The 17,930-nt window shown below is 33.9% G+C and carries 15 protein-coding genes; 8 read left to right on the top strand and 7 right to left on the bottom strand.

The features are described from left to right. Positions 1 to 13: 13 nt before the first annotated feature. From KWG70_RS16135 to KWG70_RS16125, 3 genes are all read left to right on the top strand, one after another. On the top strand, positions 14 to 2,425 hold the full coding sequence (locus KWG70_RS16135) for a sodium-translocating pyrophosphatase (RefSeq protein WP_230937074.1): 2,412 nt from the start codon (positions 14 to 16) through the stop codon (positions 2,423 to 2,425). 122 nt (positions 2,426 to 2,547) lie between these two features. Then, complete coding sequence (locus tag KWG70_RS16130; protein WP_230937073.1) at positions 2,548 to 3,066, top strand: hypothetical protein; 519 nt, start codon at positions 2,548 to 2,550, stop codon at positions 3,064 to 3,066. A gap of 54 nt (positions 3,067 to 3,120) precedes the next feature. Beyond that, positions 3,121 to 4,116, top strand: coding sequence for an App1 family protein (locus KWG70_RS16125; protein WP_230937072.1), 996 nt, complete (start codon positions 3,121 to 3,123; stop codon positions 4,114 to 4,116). A gap of 46 nt (positions 4,117 to 4,162) precedes the next feature. On the opposite strand, the gene KWG70_RS16120 is transcribed toward KWG70_RS16125, so the two are convergent. From KWG70_RS16120 to KWG70_RS16090, 7 genes are all read right to left on the bottom strand, one after another. After that, positions 4,163 to 5,401, bottom strand: coding sequence for a cation:proton antiporter (locus KWG70_RS16120; RefSeq protein WP_230937071.1), 1,239 nt, complete (start codon positions 5,399 to 5,401; stop codon positions 4,163 to 4,165). Then, on the bottom strand, positions 5,401 to 6,147 hold the full coding sequence (locus KWG70_RS16115; protein ID WP_230937070.1) for a hypothetical protein: 747 nt from the start codon (positions 6,145 to 6,147) through the stop codon (positions 5,401 to 5,403). Before KWG70_RS16115 ends, KWG70_RS16120 begins: the two co-directional genes overlap by 1 nt. Positions 6,148 to 6,150: 3 nt before the next feature. After that, positions 6,151 to 7,767 carry a glutamate synthase-related protein gene (locus KWG70_RS16110; RefSeq protein WP_230937069.1) on the bottom strand — a complete coding sequence of 539 codons (1,617 nt, stop codon included), beginning with the start codon at positions 7,765 to 7,767 and terminating at the stop codon, positions 6,151 to 6,153. Positions 7,768 to 7,927: 160 nt separating this feature from the next. After that, entirely contained in the window at positions 7,928 to 8,542 is a 615-nt protein-coding gene (locus KWG70_RS16105) for a deoxynucleoside kinase (RefSeq protein WP_230937068.1), read from the bottom strand. A gap of 2 nt (positions 8,543 to 8,544) precedes the next feature. After that, positions 8,545 to 9,327 carry a hypothetical protein gene (locus KWG70_RS16100; RefSeq protein ID WP_230937067.1) on the bottom strand — a complete coding sequence of 261 codons (783 nt, stop codon included), beginning with the start codon at positions 9,325 to 9,327 and terminating at the stop codon, positions 8,545 to 8,547. A gap of 86 nt (positions 9,328 to 9,413) precedes the next feature. Next, on the bottom strand, positions 9,414 to 10,091 hold the full coding sequence (locus tag KWG70_RS16095) for a response regulator transcription factor (RefSeq protein ID WP_230937066.1): 678 nt from the start codon (positions 10,089 to 10,091) through the stop codon (positions 9,414 to 9,416). Continuing rightward, positions 10,084 to 11,622 (bottom strand): sensor histidine kinase, encoded by a 1,539-nt coding sequence (locus tag KWG70_RS16090; RefSeq protein WP_230937065.1) that lies wholly within the window; start codon positions 11,620 to 11,622, stop codon positions 10,084 to 10,086. Before KWG70_RS16090 ends, KWG70_RS16095 begins: the two co-directional genes overlap by 8 nt. A 123-nt stretch (positions 11,623 to 11,745) precedes the next feature. Between KWG70_RS16090 and KWG70_RS16085 the strand changes: the two genes are divergently transcribed. From KWG70_RS16085 to KWG70_RS16065, 5 genes are all read left to right on the top strand, one after another. Then, on the top strand, positions 11,746 to 12,111 hold the full coding sequence (locus KWG70_RS16085; RefSeq protein WP_230937064.1) for a hypothetical protein: 366 nt from the start codon (positions 11,746 to 11,748) through the stop codon (positions 12,109 to 12,111). Positions 12,112 to 12,120: 9 nt separating this feature from the next. Next, positions 12,121 to 12,972: a GLPGLI family protein gene (locus tag KWG70_RS16080; protein ID WP_230937063.1), complete on the top strand. Its 852-nt coding sequence runs from the start codon at positions 12,121 to 12,123 to the stop codon at positions 12,970 to 12,972. A gap of 168 nt (positions 12,973 to 13,140) precedes the next feature. After that, positions 13,141 to 14,043, top strand: a complete 903-nt coding sequence (locus tag KWG70_RS16075) for a GLPGLI family protein (protein WP_230937062.1) — start codon at positions 13,141 to 13,143, stop codon at positions 14,041 to 14,043. Between the two features lie 67 nt (positions 14,044 to 14,110). Next, entirely contained in the window at positions 14,111 to 16,861 is a 2,751-nt protein-coding gene (locus KWG70_RS16070) for a carboxypeptidase regulatory-like domain-containing protein (RefSeq protein WP_230937061.1), read from the top strand. Positions 16,862 to 17,084: 223 nt separating this feature from the next. Next, entirely contained in the window at positions 17,085 to 17,930 is an 846-nt protein-coding gene (locus KWG70_RS16065; RefSeq protein ID WP_230937060.1) for a GLPGLI family protein, read from the top strand.

Here is a 17,930-nt window from a genome sequence, read left to right as displayed (position 1 = left end):
ACAAAATTAAAATATGGAATCACTGATGATTTACATGCCAATAGCTTTGGCGCTTTTAGGATTAATTTACATGATTGTAAAACAATCTTGGGTTATGAAACAAGACGCTGGAGATGGTAAAATGAAGGAAATTTCAGATCATATCTACGAAGGAGCACTTGCTTTCTTAAATGCTGAATATAGATTACTTGCCGTTTTTGTGATAATCGTAGCAGCTTTATTGGCTGTCGTATCGTTTGTTGTACCAACAACGCACTGGTTGATTATAATCGCCTTTGTTTTTGGTGCTGTATTTTCTGCGTTTGCAGGAAATATCGGAATGAAAATCGCAACTAAAACCAATGTAAGAACTACTCAAGCAGCTCGTACAAGTTTACCAAATGCACTTAAAATCTCTTTTGGAGGTGGTACTGTAATGGGACTTGGTGTTGCCGGTTTAGCAGTATTAGGTTTAACAGCCTTCTTTATTGTGTTCTTTAACTTTTTTATGGGAGGTGAATGGACGAATACAACAGACATGACCATCGTTTTAGAAACATTGGCTGGTTTCTCTCTTGGTGCCGAATCTATTGCTTTATTTGCGCGTGTAGGTGGAGGTATCTATACAAAGGCTGCCGATGTAGGAGCCGATCTTGTTGGTAAAGTTGAAGCAGGTATTCCTGAAGATGATCCACGTAACCCTGCAACTATTGCAGATAATGTAGGTGATAATGTAGGTGATGTTGCTGGTATGGGAGCCGATTTGTTTGGTTCTTATGTTGCTACAGTATTAGCAGCAATGGTATTGGGTAACTACGTGATTAAAGATATGGGTGGATCTATTACTGACGGTTTTGGAGGTATTGGACCAATCTTATTACCAATGGCTATTGCTGGAGCAGGAATCATTATTTCTATCATTGGCACGATGCTAGTGAAAATTAAAAGTAACGATGCCAAAGAAGCTCAAGTAATGGGTGCTTTAAATGTTGGTAACTGGACGTCTATTATCTTAGTAGCTGTATCTTGTTTCGGATTGTGTTACTACATGCTTCCTGAAACAATGAAAATGGAATTCTTTGGAGAAGGTTTACAAGAGATTTCTAACATGCGTGTATTCTATGCAACTTTAGTTGGATTGTTTGTAGGCGCTGTGATTTCATCGGTTACCGAGTTCTATACAGGTCTTGGTAAAAAACCAATCTTAAAAATTGTACAACAGTCAAGTACTGGAGCTGGAACTAACATTATTGCTGGTTTAGCAACAGGTATGATTTCTACATTCCCTTCAGTATTATTATTTGCTGGAGCGATTTGGGCTTCATATGCATTTGCAGGATTTTATGGTGTGGCTTTAGCAGCTTCTGCAATGATGGCAACAACAGCTATGCAGTTAGCGATTGATGCTTTCGGACCAATTTCTGACAACGCTGGTGGGATTGCCGAAATGAGTGAACAAGAACCAATCGTTAGAGAACGTACAGATATTTTAGATTCAGTTGGTAATACAACTGCTGCAACAGGAAAAGGATTTGCTATTGCTTCTGCAGCATTGACGTCATTAGCTTTATTTGCTGCTTATGTAACGTTTACTGGTATTGACGGAATTAACATCTTTAAAGCACCGGTTCTAGCGATGCTATTCGTTGGAGGTATGGTTCCTGTAGTATTTTCTGCTTTAGCAATGAATGCCGTAGGAAAAGCTGCCATGGAAATGGTACAAGAAGTACGTCGTCAGTTTAGAGATATTCCTGGGATTATGGAAGGTACTGGGAAACCAGAATACGATAAGTGTGTGGCGATTTCTACACAGGCATCTTTAAAAGAAATGATGTTACCAGGTTTATTGACTATCGGATTTCCTTTAGCTATTGCGTTTATTCCAATGTTATTTGGTATGGATCATCAAGCTATCGCCGAAATGCTAGGTGGTTATATGGCTGGTGTTACTGTTTCAGGTGTATTATGGGCAATCTTCCAAAATAATGCCGGAGGTGCTTGGGATAATGCTAAAAAGTCTTTTGAAGCTGGTGTTGAGATTAATGGTGAAATGACTTATAAAGGTTCAGATGCACACAAGGCAGCTGTAACTGGAGATACAGTTGGAGATCCTTTTAAAGACACGTCTGGACCATCAATGAATATCTTAATCAAATTAACATGTTTAATTGGATTAGTTATTGCACCAATTTTAGGCGGACATACTTCTGAAGAAGGATTGGCCAATGCTGAAATTGAAGTAGAAAGAACTATGGATGTATCGCATGATTTAGCTGAAGCTACAATTACATACACTACAGTTGAAAACGGAGAAGAGGTAACAAAAGAGGAAACATTCTCTGGTACTGAAGCTGAAGTTGAAGCAAAACTTGATGCATTTGAAAAATCAGTTGAAACTGTAGAAGGCGATGCTAAAAAAGTGATTAAAAAAAATGGAGGTTATTAAAGAATAATTTCATTCCACATAATTATAAAAAAACCACGTTTATCGTGGTTTTTTTATTGCTCAATAATCAGGTGTTTTTACCTAACTGTATGTCTTTCGATTCGTTTATTTTTATGCTGTAAATGAGTCATGTTGAAAACATATCAAACCTGTTAGAAAAGATTCAAGCATTTCAAGTTGTTAAATGCAACATGCATCATGAACGTGTAGCCTTTGATAGCCATAAAAAGCCAATCTATAGACAAACCGATAAAGATATCTTTTTTGATCGTGTTAGCCTTTGTGATGTAAAGCATAGAAAATTGCGATTGGGTTGTGCACATTCTAGTGTTAATATGAACTTTATAAGATTGTTGGAATCGCTAGAACAAGAGTTACCACAACAATCACCACAATTCTTAGTATTTAAAGAAACATTTAACGACCTCATATCCAAGATCTATGCATTAGATCATAAAAAAGGGCAATTAGAGCATGATCTCGCACTTTTTAAGATTACTTCAGATATAGATGGCAACGAGCAATTGAAAACCGTTTCAAAGACCTTAAAAGCAGAACATGAGATGCTTATGGATCAATTATTAGTAATTAAGTCTGATATTGAGTTGTTTATCAAAACTATTCTTAATAACACCTATTAAAACTACCCAAGTTTTTTATGATTTTAGTATCTTGAACCTCTAATGTTTTGATTAGTGTTTAAAAAAGACCCTTTACAAATTATTACGTTTCAAAGTTATGGTACAGATACTCATTTTTATATGCGTGGTCGTGCTTTAGAAGATGAAACAATTAATTTGGAACAAAAAGGACTATTTGGTTTATTTATCAATTCATGGAAACGTTTTGAAACCGATGAAATTAAACACACCGAACTAAGAATAACATTGCCAAATGGAACCGTTTTAAAAACAGTTACAGACGATCATGGTTATTTCAAAATTGATGAGAATGTTGAGGGTTTAGTATCCTTAACTAATGAAGAAGGCTGGCTTCACTTTGAAGTTGCCTATGATGATGCTAATATTAAACGTAGTATACAAAATTCAAATCGCTTTCCAGGTAAATTATTAATTCCGTCATCTCAAGCAAATTTTGGTGTGATTAGTGATATTGACGATACGATTATTCACACAGGCGTAGTCTCTACATTGAAATGGAAAGTATTACTCAATAGCATCTTTAAAAATGCCGCAAGCCGAATTCCTTTAGAAGGTGCTGCAGATTTTTATCATAAGCTACATAGAGGTACTTCTGGTAACGATGCTAATCCAATTTTTTATGTGAGTCATAGTCCGTGGAATTTATATCGCTATCTTGATTTTTTCTTAAAGCAACATACCTTTCCTAAAGGTCCGATCTTACTAAGAAGTTTTAAGGATATTTTTAAAAAGAAGTCTGGAGATCAACCTCAAAAGCAAATAGAGATCATTAATATTCTAAAAGCTTACCCTAAATTAAAATTCATATTAATTGGTGATAGTGGAGAACACGATGCAGATATCTATATTGAAATTGCTAAAACTTACCCAAGTCAGGTGGCAGCTATTTATTTGAGAAGTGTAAAACACAAAAAGAAAATGTTACGTGTAAAAAGTCTTTTCGAGAACTATACGCAAACACCTGTGCTTTTAGTAGAAAGCAGTGCCCAAGCCATTGAACATGCCAAACAGAATGGGTTTATAAAGTAACTCTTCTTAATGCTCTTAGAACAAATTTCTAAGAAGTACAAAGTTTTCATTTGTTAGGTTTTGATAACTTAGAGACTAGTTTTTCTATGGTTAATCCTTGTCCTATAATTGAGAAAACAACGACTACATATGTAGCATATAAAATAATGTCTTTTACTTCACCTTCTGGAAGAGAAAGTGCTAATGCAATTGAAATTCCACCACGTAGGCCTGCCCAAGTTAATATTAATACATCGCTTTTATTTGCTCTATGTTCTCTTTTTAACAGGAAATTTGACAAAATAATGGAGATATATCTAGATAAAAGAACAATAACCACAGCTATAAGCCCTAATAATAAATGATAAATATTGAAGTCTAACGTAATCATTACAATCCCAATGAGTACAAATAAAACAGCATTGAAGATTTCATCTAAAACTTTCCAAAAGATATTCATATGATTTTTTAAGTCTTCAGAAATATTTTTTGAATGCAGACTATTACCGATAATAAGACCAGCCACAACCATAGCTATTGCTCCAGAGATATGAAGCATATTTGATAATACATAACCACCCATAACAATCGCTAAAGAAATATGTACGGCAATTACCGATTGTTTGTTAACACTAACGATGCATCTTTTTCCTAAATGCCCTAAGAGGAATCCCATCAAAAATCCACCTCCTGCTTCTTTACCAAATTCGGATATGATATGAGAAAATTCGAATTCGTGCATCATAGTAGCTAAAGCAAGTATAGTTAGAAATACTACTATACCTACACCATCATTAAACAATGATTCTCCTACAATTTTAATTTCCATATGTTTTGGAGTTCCAGCTTTTTTCAATAGGGCTAATACAGCTACAGGATCTGTGGGTGAAATTAATGCCCCAAAAACTAAACTATATAGATAACTAATATCTAGTCCTATTAGTGAAGCGATATAAAAAAATATCGTCCCAATAATAAATGTGGATGTCAGAACTCCAAAAGTAGCATAGATAAAAACGGTCAACTTTTCTTTTAAAAGCCCTTTTAAATTGACATGTATAGCACCTGCGAAGAGCAAAATGCCAAGAAGAAAATCAAACAAAATAGTCTTAAAATCAATGCTTTTTGCAAAATCTGTGACTTGATCAAAATAGGTTTGGTCAATAAAGTAGCTTGCGGCAAACAGAAGTGATACAGCTATAGAAAGAATCATAACACCAATAGTTTCGGGAAGCTTTAAAAACTTAGCATTCAAATAGCTTAAAAAAGCAGCAAGAGCGATGATACCAACAAATATTTCGAACATTATTTGATTGTATTTTTGTAAGTGTTGATAGCAACTTGACAAAATTCAATTGCTGAATGTTCATCAAGCTCATTTATAGACATAGCAAAACCTTGCCAGCCATTGCTGTAGTAAGATCCTTTATGTGAAGAGTTCGTCAATGCTATATCAATAGGCTGATGGCCATTATACCCACTAACATAAAAATAAAAACTATCAATAAGTGTATCTGGCATAGCCATTCCCAAACCAATCGAGAGTTGGTCAGAAACATTTACAAAAGCACCTGTATCAAAATGATGAGGCCATATTCGTATTGGGCTTTCAAAATCATTAGATTTTAAAATAGTACTAATGACATTTTGTGCTAGATTTCTTTGCTGGATTAATACCTGTAAATCTTCAGAATTGGTGATTTCAAAACTGGTTCCATCAGAAACTTGATCATATGGAAGTTCGTAATGTAACTCATATTGATAAGGCATATCTAAGCCATTATTTTTACTGGTCTGCATTATCCAATTTATAATGTCTTTATGAGTGGTTTTATTTAAAAGGAAATGTTCTTTATTTCCATTACTATGAATCCATTCCAAGGAAAAACTCTCATAGCTAAGGCCTAGTTTATCACCATTAGGAAACTCATGTGTTTCAAGAGTGTGGTTTTTCCAGCCTAAATTGGTATGACTATCATCATCTTTTTTTGTAATAAAACTTATGGCTGCAGTAGCTAAATATTGTGCCGCTAAATGTATCGTTGATATCATAATTTAAAATTTTACTCCAGCGTAATTAATACCAGTAAGCTTGTGCATATCTAAATCAAACGTTGAAAGATCATTTGCATTAAATTTTGAAATGTCATCATAACCACAAGCTCTTGCCACAACTTTAATAAGATGATTAGTGGCATCAAAGTAGTTGTAAAGTTGTTTTGCTGAAGATTGAATGATTAGGCGACTTCTTAGCGATTCCTTTTGAGTAGCAATGCCAACAGGACAATTATTTGTACCACAAGCTCTCATGCCTAAACAGCCTATAGCTTGTAATGCCGAATTAGACACTGCAATAGCATCGGCTCCTAACATCATGGCTTTTGCAAAATCCTCTGCAACACGTAAACCACCAGTAATGACTAAGGTGATATCCTTTGCGCCAACTTGATCTAAATATGTTCTTGCTCTAGCTAGTGCAGGAATAGTAGGAACATTAATATGATCTCTTAAAATAGTAGGAGCAGAACCTGTACCGCCACCTCGTCCATCCAATATAATGTAATCTACTCCTGCATCGAGTGCAAATTGTATGTCTTTTTCGATGTGACTAGCTGCAATTTTAAATCCGATAGGAATACCACCTGTTCGTTCTCTTACTTGGTCTCCAAAATTTTTAAAATCTTGAGCAGAGTGAAAATTAGGATTAGCTGCTGGAGAAATTGCAGTTTGCCCTTCTTCTAGATCTCTAACTTCGGCAATTTCTTTACTTACTTTATTTCCTGGTAAATGACCACCCGTTCCTGTTTTTGCGCCTTGTCCACCTTTAAAATGAAAGGCTTGTACATGATCTAATTTGTCCCATGAAAATCCAAATTGAGCAGAGGCCAATTCATAAAAATATTTTGAGTTGCTTTGTTGCTCCTCTGGTAACATACCACCTTCTCCAGAACAGATTCCTGTTCCAGCCATTTCTGCACCTTTGCTCAAAGCTATCTTGGCTTCTCGTGACAATGCTCCAAAACTCATATCACTAACAAATAGCGGGATGTCTAGTACTAAAGGTTTTTTAGCATTTGGTCCTATAACGACTTTGGTAACAACATCTTCTTCATCTAATAATGGGCGTGAGGCTAATTGTGCTGGAAGAAACTGAATGTCATTCCATTTTGGCAGTGTATTTCTGTCAACTCCCATAGAGGCCGAAAACCCATGATGTCCAATATTTTTTAATCCGTTTTTTGCAAGCTCTTTAATATATCCTGTATAAGGTTCTGTATCTTCAGGATGTGTGTCTGCGTAAGTGCCTAAATAGTCGTCACGATTGAATGGCTGCGGATGATTGGTTTCAAATTCGGTAATTTCATTTTCATCAATCATTAGCGAATCTCCTTCTATATACTCTTGAAATTTGTGTAGTTGTTCGTCATTATTGTATTCGCTAACGCCAGTATCATACCTATAATCCCAATGATGAACACCACAAATTAAGTTGTGACCTTCAATATAACCATCTGCTAATAAGGCGCCACGATGATGACAACGACCGTAAAGCACAGAAATGCCCTTTTCATGTTTTATAATAACTAGATCGGTATTTTTTACTAAAGCATAAGTTGGTTGTTTTTCCTGAAGCTGAGAAATCTTAGCGATTTCAATCTTGTGAATTGTCATGAGGTTGATTGTTTAGATGTTCTAAGTTACAACCTTTGGACGAAAAAATAGAGTGCTAATTACAATTATGGCAACGTTGTATGGTAATTGTATAGGTGTAACGACTATTGTAAAATAAACAATACTCTTTAGTTTAAAAAAGTGAATAGGCGAGATGCTTTTAAAACAACCCGTTAATTTGTGCGTCAATTTTATTGATAATACCTCCAAGGTCTTCAGGATTAGCTACAAAATCTAAATTATCGACATCAATAATTAATAAGTTTCCTTTGTTGTAACCATGAATCCATGCTTCATAGCGTTCGTTTAGACGACTTAGATAATCGATACTAATCGAGTTCTCATAATCGCGTCCTCTTTTGTGAATTTGAGACACCAAATTTGGAATGGTGCTCCTCAAGTAAATCAATAAATCTGGTCCTTCTACAAAACCTTCCATAAGATCAAAAAGCGAACGGTAATTTTCAAAATCTCGATTGGTCATTAATCCCATGGCATGAAGGTTGGGTGCAAAAATATGTGCATCTTCATAAATAGTTCTATCCTGAATAATGTCTTTACCACTTTTGCGAATTTGAGCAACTTGACGAAATCTGCTATTTAAAAAATAGACTTGTAAGTTAAAACTCCAACGTTCCATCTGGTTATAAAAATCATCGAGATATGGATTGTCAACTACATCTTCTAATTGAGGTTCCCATTTATAGTGTTTCGCTAGTAACTTAGTAAGTGTGGTTTTACCAGCACCAATATTTCCCGCAACTGCAACGTGCATATCTATTTGATTTTTAGTTGGTATTTATGAAGTTTTTCAAGATCGTAAATATACAAGGTTTCATTGGTTAGTAAAAACTGATTTATTAACAATTTCGGTGTTTTTAAAGGAATGAGGTCGTTACTCTTTTTTGACTTATAAACTAGTGAACTATCGGTTTTTAGAATAATATTTTCATTATGTATGGCTAACGAGGTATAACCTTTGTTTTCAATTTTTGAAATTAAACTCCCAAAGTATGTGTATTGATATAAAAAGTTTTCGGTTAACATCCAACAGTAATTGTAATCACTTTTAAGGTCTAAAACATTAGATTGAACAGGTATGGTCGTCACTCTTACATTGTCATTTTTATAATCGTATAATTGCAGTTGTTGGATATCCTGATTGAAAATCCATAACGTATTATCGTAGCCTGTGGATACATGAGACACATTTTTATAAACTGGGATTGTGTTGAAATCAACTTTAAAAATTTCAGCTAAGCGATTGTCTAAAATAACCACAGTATTAAAATCCTGATAAAACATATTTATTTTTAAAGGATTAAATGCATTTACTGTTGTAGGGATTCCTAATTGAACATTACTATAATTAATAGAAGGTTTATCTTTTGGCTTTTTGTGTAAAATAGTATTTGTAGTATAATAGATAGTCTCGAAATTATCGACAGCAACAATTTGATTTGCTTTTATAGCTGTAGAATCAACAAGCGTCAAATCTATTTGTGTTTGTGCTACTATTGCAGTTGTGAACAGAAAGAAAATATATCTAATAAAAGCCATGTCTCGTTTATAGTATCGAAAATACAAAAATTGAACCATTATTTACAGGATTCAATTTTTAAACGATGAATTAAGATATCTATTTTCTAGCAAACGAGCTTATATCCAAATCCACGTACATTAATGATTTGAATTTGCTCATCTTTTTGCAGCTTTTTACGAAGTTTTGTGATAAACACATCCATGCTTCTGGCAGAAAAAAAGTCGTCATTTCCCCATAATTTATTGAGTATGATTGAGCGGTCTAGAACCTCATTTTTATTTTTTATCAAGTGAAATAGAAGATGAGATTCGCGATGAGTCAGCTGTTCTGAAATATCGTTATAATGTAATTGTTGCTTTGGAAAATCAAAAGTGTAATTCCCTATTTTTAAAACTTCAGAGGCTTTTTGAACTTTAGTTCTTTGAAGTAAGTTATTGATTCTTACAATAAGCTCCTCCATACTAAAAGGCTTTTTAAGATAATCATTTCCTCCAATGGTAAAACCCTCAACAACATCTTGGGTTTGTGATTTGGCTGTTAAAAATATGATGGGAATACTATCATCAATGGCTCTAATTTCCTTAGCAAGAGTAAATCCATCTTTTTTAGGCATCATAACATCAAGAACTAACAGTTCGGGAATGTCATTTTGATAGGTTTTTAAGGCTTTTTCTCCGTCATTACATAGCAGCACTTGGAAGTCTCTGGTCTCCAAACTTTCTTTGATAATCTGTCCTAAAGCTGGTTCGTCTTCAGCTAATAAAATAGTTGTTCTATGCATAGGGCAACAAAATTTTAAAAGTGGTAAGTTGATTGTTAAGTTCAAGATCTAAGGAGCCACCATGTTTCTCAATGATCTTTTTTGAATAATACAAACCAATGCCAAAGCCTTTAACATCATGTGTGTTTCCTCTTGGGATACGATAGAATTTTTCAAAAATTCGATCTTTATTTGCTTTTGTCAACGTATTACCATTGTCAGATATGGAGATCTCAATTTGAGATGAGGTGTGTTTTAAATCAACAAAAATGGTATTGCCACCATATTTAAAAGCGTTGTCAATGATATTATTTATGGCATTTTCAAAATGAAAGATGTCCACATTGGCAAAAATGTTATCGATAATATTATATGTTATCGATGTGTTTGAATTTTGAAGTTTGTGTTTTTCTACGATAGTCGACAAGACCTCAGAAATGTTATAATTGTCTCTGTTGAGTTCTAAATTCTCACTGTCTAGAGTGGCGGTTTCTAATAACTTTTCAACCATAGTGTTTAATTTAGATAATTGTGTATTAGACATATCTAAATAAGTCTTGGTTTTATTTTTGTCATCTATCACGTTAAAGTTTTGAATGCTCTCTAATGCAACTCCAATGGTAGCAATAGGTGTTTTGAATTCATGTGTGATATTACTTATGAGATCATTTTTAACTTCAGCTAACTGTTTTTGGTGTTTTATAATCTTTAATAGATAAAATAGGCAACCTACAACGGCAAATACTAATAGGGACGAGATAATGATACTCCAAATAATCCGTTTTAAAACTGCCCAAGTGGTATTTTCGTATTGAATCGATAAAACACTGTCAAGGGGTATAAAAGATGATTTTGATATCGAGCTTAAAAATAATTTGTCATTAGAGGCATCTTGATAAATTTTAGGTCGTTCGATCCAGCAACTGTCTAACTCTTTAGACTTTTCAAGATAGTTGAGTTTATAGTTGATATCTATATTCTTTCGCGCTAGATCAATTTTAAGTAAGCTATCAACTTCTTCTACATCTAATGTATCATTATTAATAGAGATTACAACTTTTGTCGTTAGCATTTCAAGACTAGAAAGATTAAAGCTTATACTATCATTTTCTAATCTAAAGCTGTCTATGCGCTTTTTAAACTCTTCATTTGACAACGGTTGATTATCTTTCTTATCTGCTGCCATCATAGAGTCTGCTTTAAACCCTCTAACTACTGTAAACCCTTCGGTAGATTGAAAATCGATTGAATCAAGATTTCTAAATTCTTTGTGGGCACCATCAATTTGTTGCAAGAATTTTTCAAGCTCACCATTTTCTCTAAATGCATTTTTTTGATGCTCCCCTTCTAAAGAAACACCTAATGTAGTTCGTGTTGCTAATGCAGTGTAATAATTATCTACCGCATCATCAAGACTAGCTTGTACATCATTGATAAGCTGTTGTTTATTTGTCAAGTAGTTTTTGTAATTCCAATAGGTTTGAATGCCTATGGTAGCTATAATAACAATGACAATAATATAAAGAATGTACCTGTATTTTGAATCATTCATATGTCAAAAGTAAATGTTAAAAGGGTTAAATACTAATCGGTTAACACACGTTAACACTGGTTAACTAAAAAGCATTAGCGCGTCTGTTACATTTGTGAAGTATTAATCATTAAATCAAAAAACATGAAACACCTATTTACCATTTTAACGCTTTTTATTACAACAATTAGCTATAGCCAAACACCTATATTAAACGGAAAAGTAACTACGAATGATACGGTTACCGACTTAAGTATTTCGGTTAATGTAGACTCGGCTAAAGAGATTGAGTCTACATTTACTATGAAAGATATTAAAGAGCTTCTCGAAGATATAGACAGTGATGAGGGTATCACATTTGAAATTACCTGTAACGGGAAACAAATGTCAAATGGTCAAAAAAGTAAAATGTCTTATACAATTAATGGCAGTAGAAAAGACATTGACGGTTTTTTAAAACGCGTAAAAAAAATGAGAAAAGCTGCAATTGAATATTATAACAACAAATAAAACAAAACCATGAAAGTAATTATTAAACTCATAATCGTAACAGCACTTTTGTTCTCGGCAAAAGCAAAGGCTCAAGAATTTCAAGGTCAGGCTACTTATAAGTCTAAACGTAAAATTGATATCAAATTAGATAGTACGCAAGTGTCTTCTGGTATGGCAGACCAAATGATGGAAATGCTTAAAAAGCAGTTTGAAAGAACTTATATTTTGTCTTTTAATAAAGAGGAATCATTATATAAAGAAGAAGAATCTTTAGGCGCACCACAGCCTCAAGGAATGCAGATTGTTATGGTAGAAACAGGAGGTGCAGATATACTTTATAAGAATATCAAAGAAAAGCGTTTCACTAATCAAAATGAATCGTTTAGCAAATTGTTTTTGATAAAGGATAAGTTAGAAGACATTAAATGGACATTAGGGTCTGAAACTAAAAATATTGGAGACTATACGTGTTTTAAAGCAACTATGACCAGAGAGGTTGAAGATGTTGAAAGCGGGATTAGTTTTAATGGTGATAAAGATTTAAGTAGAGATGAAAATGCACCTCCTAAAATGAAAGAAATTACTATAACGGCTTGGTATACACCACAAATCCCTGTAAGTGCAGGTCCAGGAAATTATCACGGATTGCCTGGTTTAATCCTTGAAGTCAATGATGGTACTGAAACAGTCATCTGTAGTAAGATTGTTCTCAACCCTAAAAATGCATCTGAAATTGTTGAACCAAAAAAAGGTGATGAAATGACGCAAGAAGCTTATGATAAGATCATGGAAAAGAAGATGAAAGAAATGGAAGAACGTTTTAGATCAAATAGAAGAGGTCGAGATGGTGAAAATATTGAAATTAGAATAGGAGGCTAATAAAATAACTTTAAGAAAAGTTTAACCTTTTACGATTTAACATTTAGTGTTTTTTAGAGTCTTAATACTTTAATTAAAGTATTTTTGAACGTTAATGTTATTATAAATAGCAACGTTTTGTTTAATTCTTGTTTAGTTTTGTTAAACAAGAGTAATTATAACTCTATTATGAAAAGACTAATTTCAAAGCTCAGTATTGTACTATTACTACTAATACCAGCACTAAATGTAAACGCGCAAGACTTCCAAGGTCAAGCTATCTATCAAACCAAAACCACAGTTGACATGAGTAATTGGGGTGGCGGTCAAATGAGTGAACAGCAAAAAAAGATGGTTGCAGAGCGAATGAAAAGTATGTTGGAAAAAACATATGTGCTTAATTTCAATCGAAGCGAATCAACTTATAAGGAAGAAGAAAAACTTGATGCTCCAGGATCAGGAGGAGGTCGATGGAGAGGTATGATGAGTAGTTTTACTGGAGGTCCTCAGTACAAAAACATAAAAGAAGATGTCATTCTTCAAGAACAGGAATTCTTTGGTAAATCATTTTTAGTAAGAGATTCGCTACCAAAATTAGAATGGAAACTTGAAAATGAAACAAAGCAAATAGGTCAGTATACATGCTTTAAAGCCACAACAACAAAGCCTGTTGATGAGATGGATTTTATGAGTATGCGTCGACGAAATAGAGGAGGAGATCAGAAGAAAGATAATGAGAAGAAAGAAGGTAAAGAAACTGCTGATACAACTAAAACAGATTCTGATGATCCTTTTGATGAACTCGAAGTGCCAAAATTTGTAGTTGTTACGGCTTGGTACACGCCTCAAATTCCTGTAAGTTCAGGTCCAGGAGAATATCATGGATTGCCAGGTTTGATACTTGAGGTTAATGCAGATAGAACAGTTATGCTATGTACTAAAATAGTTATGAATCCTAAAGAAAAAGAACTCATCGAAAAACCTGAAAAAGGAGATGTTGTGACTCGTGAAGAATACAATAAAATAATGAAAGACAAGATTGAAGAAATGCGCCAGATGTATGGTGGTAGAAATAGAGGTCGTAGAAATTAATAAGTAATCAAAAAATAAGGTTTCAGTTCTCCATTTTGGAAAACATATAGAAACAAAATCCAATCAAATGAGAAATATATTCATACTTGCGTTACTGCTCGTGACGAGCATTACTAGTGCTCAAATTACAGTACAAGGTGTTGTCAAAGACAGTATCGGAGCACCTTTAGAACTTGCCAATGTTATTGCCATTAATAAGGAAACAAAAGCCATGGCATCATATGCAATTACAAATGATAAAGGACGTTTTAAGCTAGATCTTGACAAAAACACCACGTATACTGTTCAAGTGAGTTACATTGGTATGAAAACCTTATCTGAAGAGATTACTACCAAAGAAACTAACATCACAAAAAATTATACACTTCAAAATGACAATGCACTTGATGCTGTAGAGTTAACATACGAAATGCCTGTAACTATTAAAGGTGATACGTTGGTTTATAATGCCGACTCCTTTAAAGATGGCTCTGAGCGTAAACTTGAAGATGTTCTCAAAAAATTACCTGGTGTAGAGATTAATGATGATGGTCAAATTGAAGTTGAAGGTAAAGTGGTCAATAAATTAATGGTGAACGGAAAAGATTTTTTTGATGGCGATTCTAAATTGGCAACAAAAAACATTCCGTCAAATGCCGTGGATAAAATTCAAGTATTACGTAACTATTCCGAAGTTGGTCAGTTAAGAGGTGTACAGAACAATCAAGATAATGTTGCCATTAATATCAAACTAAAAGAAGGAAAGGAAAACTTCTGGTTTGGAGATGTTACGGCAGGCGCAGGTAAGGCTCCTGATAAAGACTTATTTCTTGTACAACCAAAACTCTTTTATTACAGTCCAAAGTACAGCATCAATGTTATTGGTGATATGAATAATATAGGAGAAGTGGCTTTAACGAATAGAGATATTCGAAACTTTGGTGGCGGTTTTAGACGTCCGAGTCAAAGTAGCGGAACAAATATTAATCTTGGAAATAATGGATTGGGAGGCTTGACCAATTTAGGTAATGCTCAAGCCATAGATACTAAACTCGGTGCAGGTAACTTTAGTTACTCTCCAAATAAAGCCTTAGATCTTAGCGGATTTGTAATCTACAATAGTAGCCGTTTAAGAACACGTGAAGAGAGCTTTGTTCGCTATATTGATTCAGATTTAGGAATTCCTGATGAAGAAACTATAGAAACAGGACGCGAGGCTTCTAATCAAGCACTTGCTAAGTTAAGTGCATCTTACAAGCCTAATTTTAATAATCAATTAGATTATGATCTTCTAGGACGATTGTCTAAAGATACTGAACGTCAAAATCAATTTTCTTCAGTGATTGGCAATACAGATCAGTTTGAAGAAGTGACACCGTTTAGTATTAATCAAAACCTTAACTATTACTATACACTAGACGAGAAAAATATTTTCGCCTTAGAAGCACAGCATTTAATAAGTGATGAAGATCCGTTTTATAATGCGCTATTAGTTAATGATCCAACAAATAATGACGATCCTCCTCAAGATCAAGATGCTTTTGATAATACCGCTCTAGGCTTAGGGTTTGATCGAGATCAATTTGGATATAACCTTAATCAAAACAGGCGCATCAAATCCAATCAATTAGATGCTAAAGTAGATTACTATTATATTTTGAATAACAAGAGTAATATTAATTTGACTTTAGGAACCATTTTAAGTAACCAAAAGTTCAACTCTAATATTTTTCAGTTTTTAGATGATGGTTCATTCTTTGACCCTGTAGCTTCATTAACAGATGAAGACGGGAATTTATTGAGAAATGAAAATGATACCGAATACAACTTTAGTGATGTGTATTTAGGATTTAGATACCGAGTGAAAACAGGAAAATTCACCATTACGCCAGGATTCTCACTACATGCCTACGGTAATAAAAATACACAGTTTGGTACAGAGTATAAAGATAATTTCTTTAGAGTGTTACCAGAATTTGAAACACTCATACAGTTTAAAAAGAGTGAAACCTTAACCTTCCGTTATAATATGAGTAACTCTTTTACAGATGTAACTAGTTTGGCCGAAGGTCTAGTTTTAAATAGCTTCAATAGTATTAATTATGGTAATCCAGAATTGCAAAACTCTTTATCTCATAATTTAAATTTAAGATACTTTAGTTTTAACTTATTCAACTATACCAATGTATTTGCATTTGCTAATTACAGCAAGAATATTGATCAGATAAGAAGTTCAACTAATTTTGATAATGTGATTAGAACGAGTTCATTTTTCAATTCTAGTTTTGCCGACGAATCTGCTAGTCTATTTGGTCGAGTAGAGCGTACATTTAAAAAGATTAGAGCGCGATTAGGTGTACGTTTTTCATACTCAAAGCGTAACCAATTTGTTCAAGATATACGTACGGTAAGTGAAAGTTTTACTCAATCATATTCACCAGAGTTACGTACTAATTTTAGGGAAGCGCCCAATGTGCGTTTAAGATATACATACGCTGTTAGTGATAACGATCAAGGAACAACATCTACACGATTTGTAACGAATTCGCCATCTATTGAAGTTGATGCTTACATCTGGAATTCTGTAACCTTTAGAACAGATTTCACCTACACCAATCAAGATGATGGTGTGAGACCTTCGCAATCATTTCAAACTTGGGATGCGAGTTTAGCGTATAGAAAAGATAGAGATGCTAAATGGGAATATGAAATAAAAGCTTCTAACTTATTAGATATCGACTCAAGAGTAAATAATAGTGCTGGGAATATTTCTGTATTTAATTCAGAAACCTTTATTCAGCCAAGATTTGTAACCTTTAGAGTGATTTATACTTTATAAATTGGGCGTTACTTTTGCTTGGGCAAAAGTCAGGCTTTCGGCAGTCGCTCTCATCGAGGAGCTTCAACAAAGCCTCAATCCTTAACGCATATTAAAGCCTTCTATTTATAGAGGGCTTTTTAATTTAACAAAACTCTTTAGTGTTAATGTTATGATAAAGACGTTAGTTTTGTTTAACTATTTTTTATATTTGTTAGACACACAAGACTAATCAAACATAATTATGAAAACACTAACCACAAAACTAAGTATTCTAGTATTTGGTTTACTCATGACATTAAACCTTAATGCTCAAGATTTTCAAGGACAAGCAACATACATTTCTAAATCAACTATGGATTTAGGGAATTGGGGAAAGCGACTAAGTGAAGCTCAGAAAAAGCAAGTCATGGCACGTCTAAAAAACAGACTTGAAAAAACATACACGCTTACGTTTAACAAAGAAGAGTCTATATTTAAAGAAGGCGATAAGCTAGATGCTATGTCTGGTGCAACAGATTCTTGGGGCAAAAACTTTGCAGCAGGAGATCAGTATAAAAATGTAAAAACCAATACTCAGATTCAAGACCAAGAATTTTACGGGAAACGCTTTTTGGTTAAAGATAAATTACAAAAGATAGAATGGGTTATGGGTACTGAAACAAAACAAATAGGAAATTATACGTGCTTTAAAGCAACAGCGTCCATTCCCACAGACGAACTAACATGGTATGCATTCTCATGGGATAAATTGAGAAGAAATAATGCAAATGCAGAAACAGCAGATGGAACAGATGAAGAAAATAAAGAAAATGAGATTCCAATGACAGAAGTCGAAGCATGGTACTCACCTCAAATCCCAGTAGGTCATGGTCCATCAGAATATTGGGGACTTCCAGGATTAATTTTAGAAGTGAGCGCAGGAGACACAACAATGCTATGTTCTAAATTAGTGATTAATCCAGAAGAGAAAATAGAAATTGAAGCTCCAGATAAAGGCAAAGAAACCACGAAAATGGAATACCAAGAAACGATTGTTGCTAAAATGAAAGAGTTTAGAGATAATCGTATGGGACGTAGCCGCGGATAA

The sequence above is a fragment of the Psychroserpens luteolus genome, from assembly GCF_021032705.1.
Classification (GTDB): domain Bacteria; phylum Bacteroidota; class Bacteroidia; order Flavobacteriales; family Flavobacteriaceae; genus Psychroserpens; species Psychroserpens luteolus.
This window is presented reverse-complemented; position numbering and strand designations above follow the sequence as displayed.

Coding starts and splice junctions, on each gene's coding strand:
- KWG70_RS16085 (WP_230937064.1), top strand. CDS start 11,746: ATGAAACACCTATTTACCATTTTAACGCTTTTTATTACAACAATTAGC.
- KWG70_RS16100 (WP_230937067.1), bottom strand. CDS start 9,327: ATGGCTTTTATTAGATATATTTTCTTTCTGTTCACAACTGCAATAGTA.
- KWG70_RS16130 (WP_230937073.1), top strand. CDS start 2,548: ATGAGTCATGTTGAAAACATATCAAACCTGTTAGAAAAGATTCAAGCA.
- KWG70_RS16065 (WP_230937060.1), top strand. CDS start 17,085: ATGAAAACACTAACCACAAAACTAAGTATTCTAGTATTTGGTTTACTC.
- KWG70_RS16110 (WP_230937069.1), bottom strand. CDS start 7,767: ATGACAATTCACAAGATTGAAATCGCTAAGATTTCTCAGCTTCAGGAA.
- KWG70_RS16105 (WP_230937068.1), bottom strand. CDS start 8,542: ATGCACGTTGCAGTTGCGGGAAATATTGGTGCTGGTAAAACCACACTT.
- KWG70_RS16095 (WP_230937066.1), bottom strand. CDS start 10,091: ATGCATAGAACAACTATTTTATTAGCTGAAGACGAACCAGCTTTAGGA.
- KWG70_RS16135 (WP_230937074.1), top strand. CDS start 14: ATGGAATCACTGATGATTTACATGCCAATAGCTTTGGCGCTTTTAGGA.
- KWG70_RS16090 (WP_230937065.1), bottom strand. CDS start 11,622: ATGAATGATTCAAAATACAGGTACATTCTTTATATTATTGTCATTGTT.
- KWG70_RS16070 (WP_230937061.1), top strand. CDS start 14,111: ATGAGAAATATATTCATACTTGCGTTACTGCTCGTGACGAGCATTACT.
- KWG70_RS16120 (WP_230937071.1), bottom strand. CDS start 5,401: ATGTTCGAAATATTTGTTGGTATCATCGCTCTTGCTGCTTTTTTAAGC.
- KWG70_RS16115 (WP_230937070.1), bottom strand. CDS start 6,147: ATGATATCAACGATACATTTAGCGGCACAATATTTAGCTACTGCAGCC.
- KWG70_RS16080 (WP_230937063.1), top strand. CDS start 12,121: ATGAAAGTAATTATTAAACTCATAATCGTAACAGCACTTTTGTTCTCG.
- KWG70_RS16075 (WP_230937062.1), top strand. CDS start 13,141: ATGAAAAGACTAATTTCAAAGCTCAGTATTGTACTATTACTACTAATA.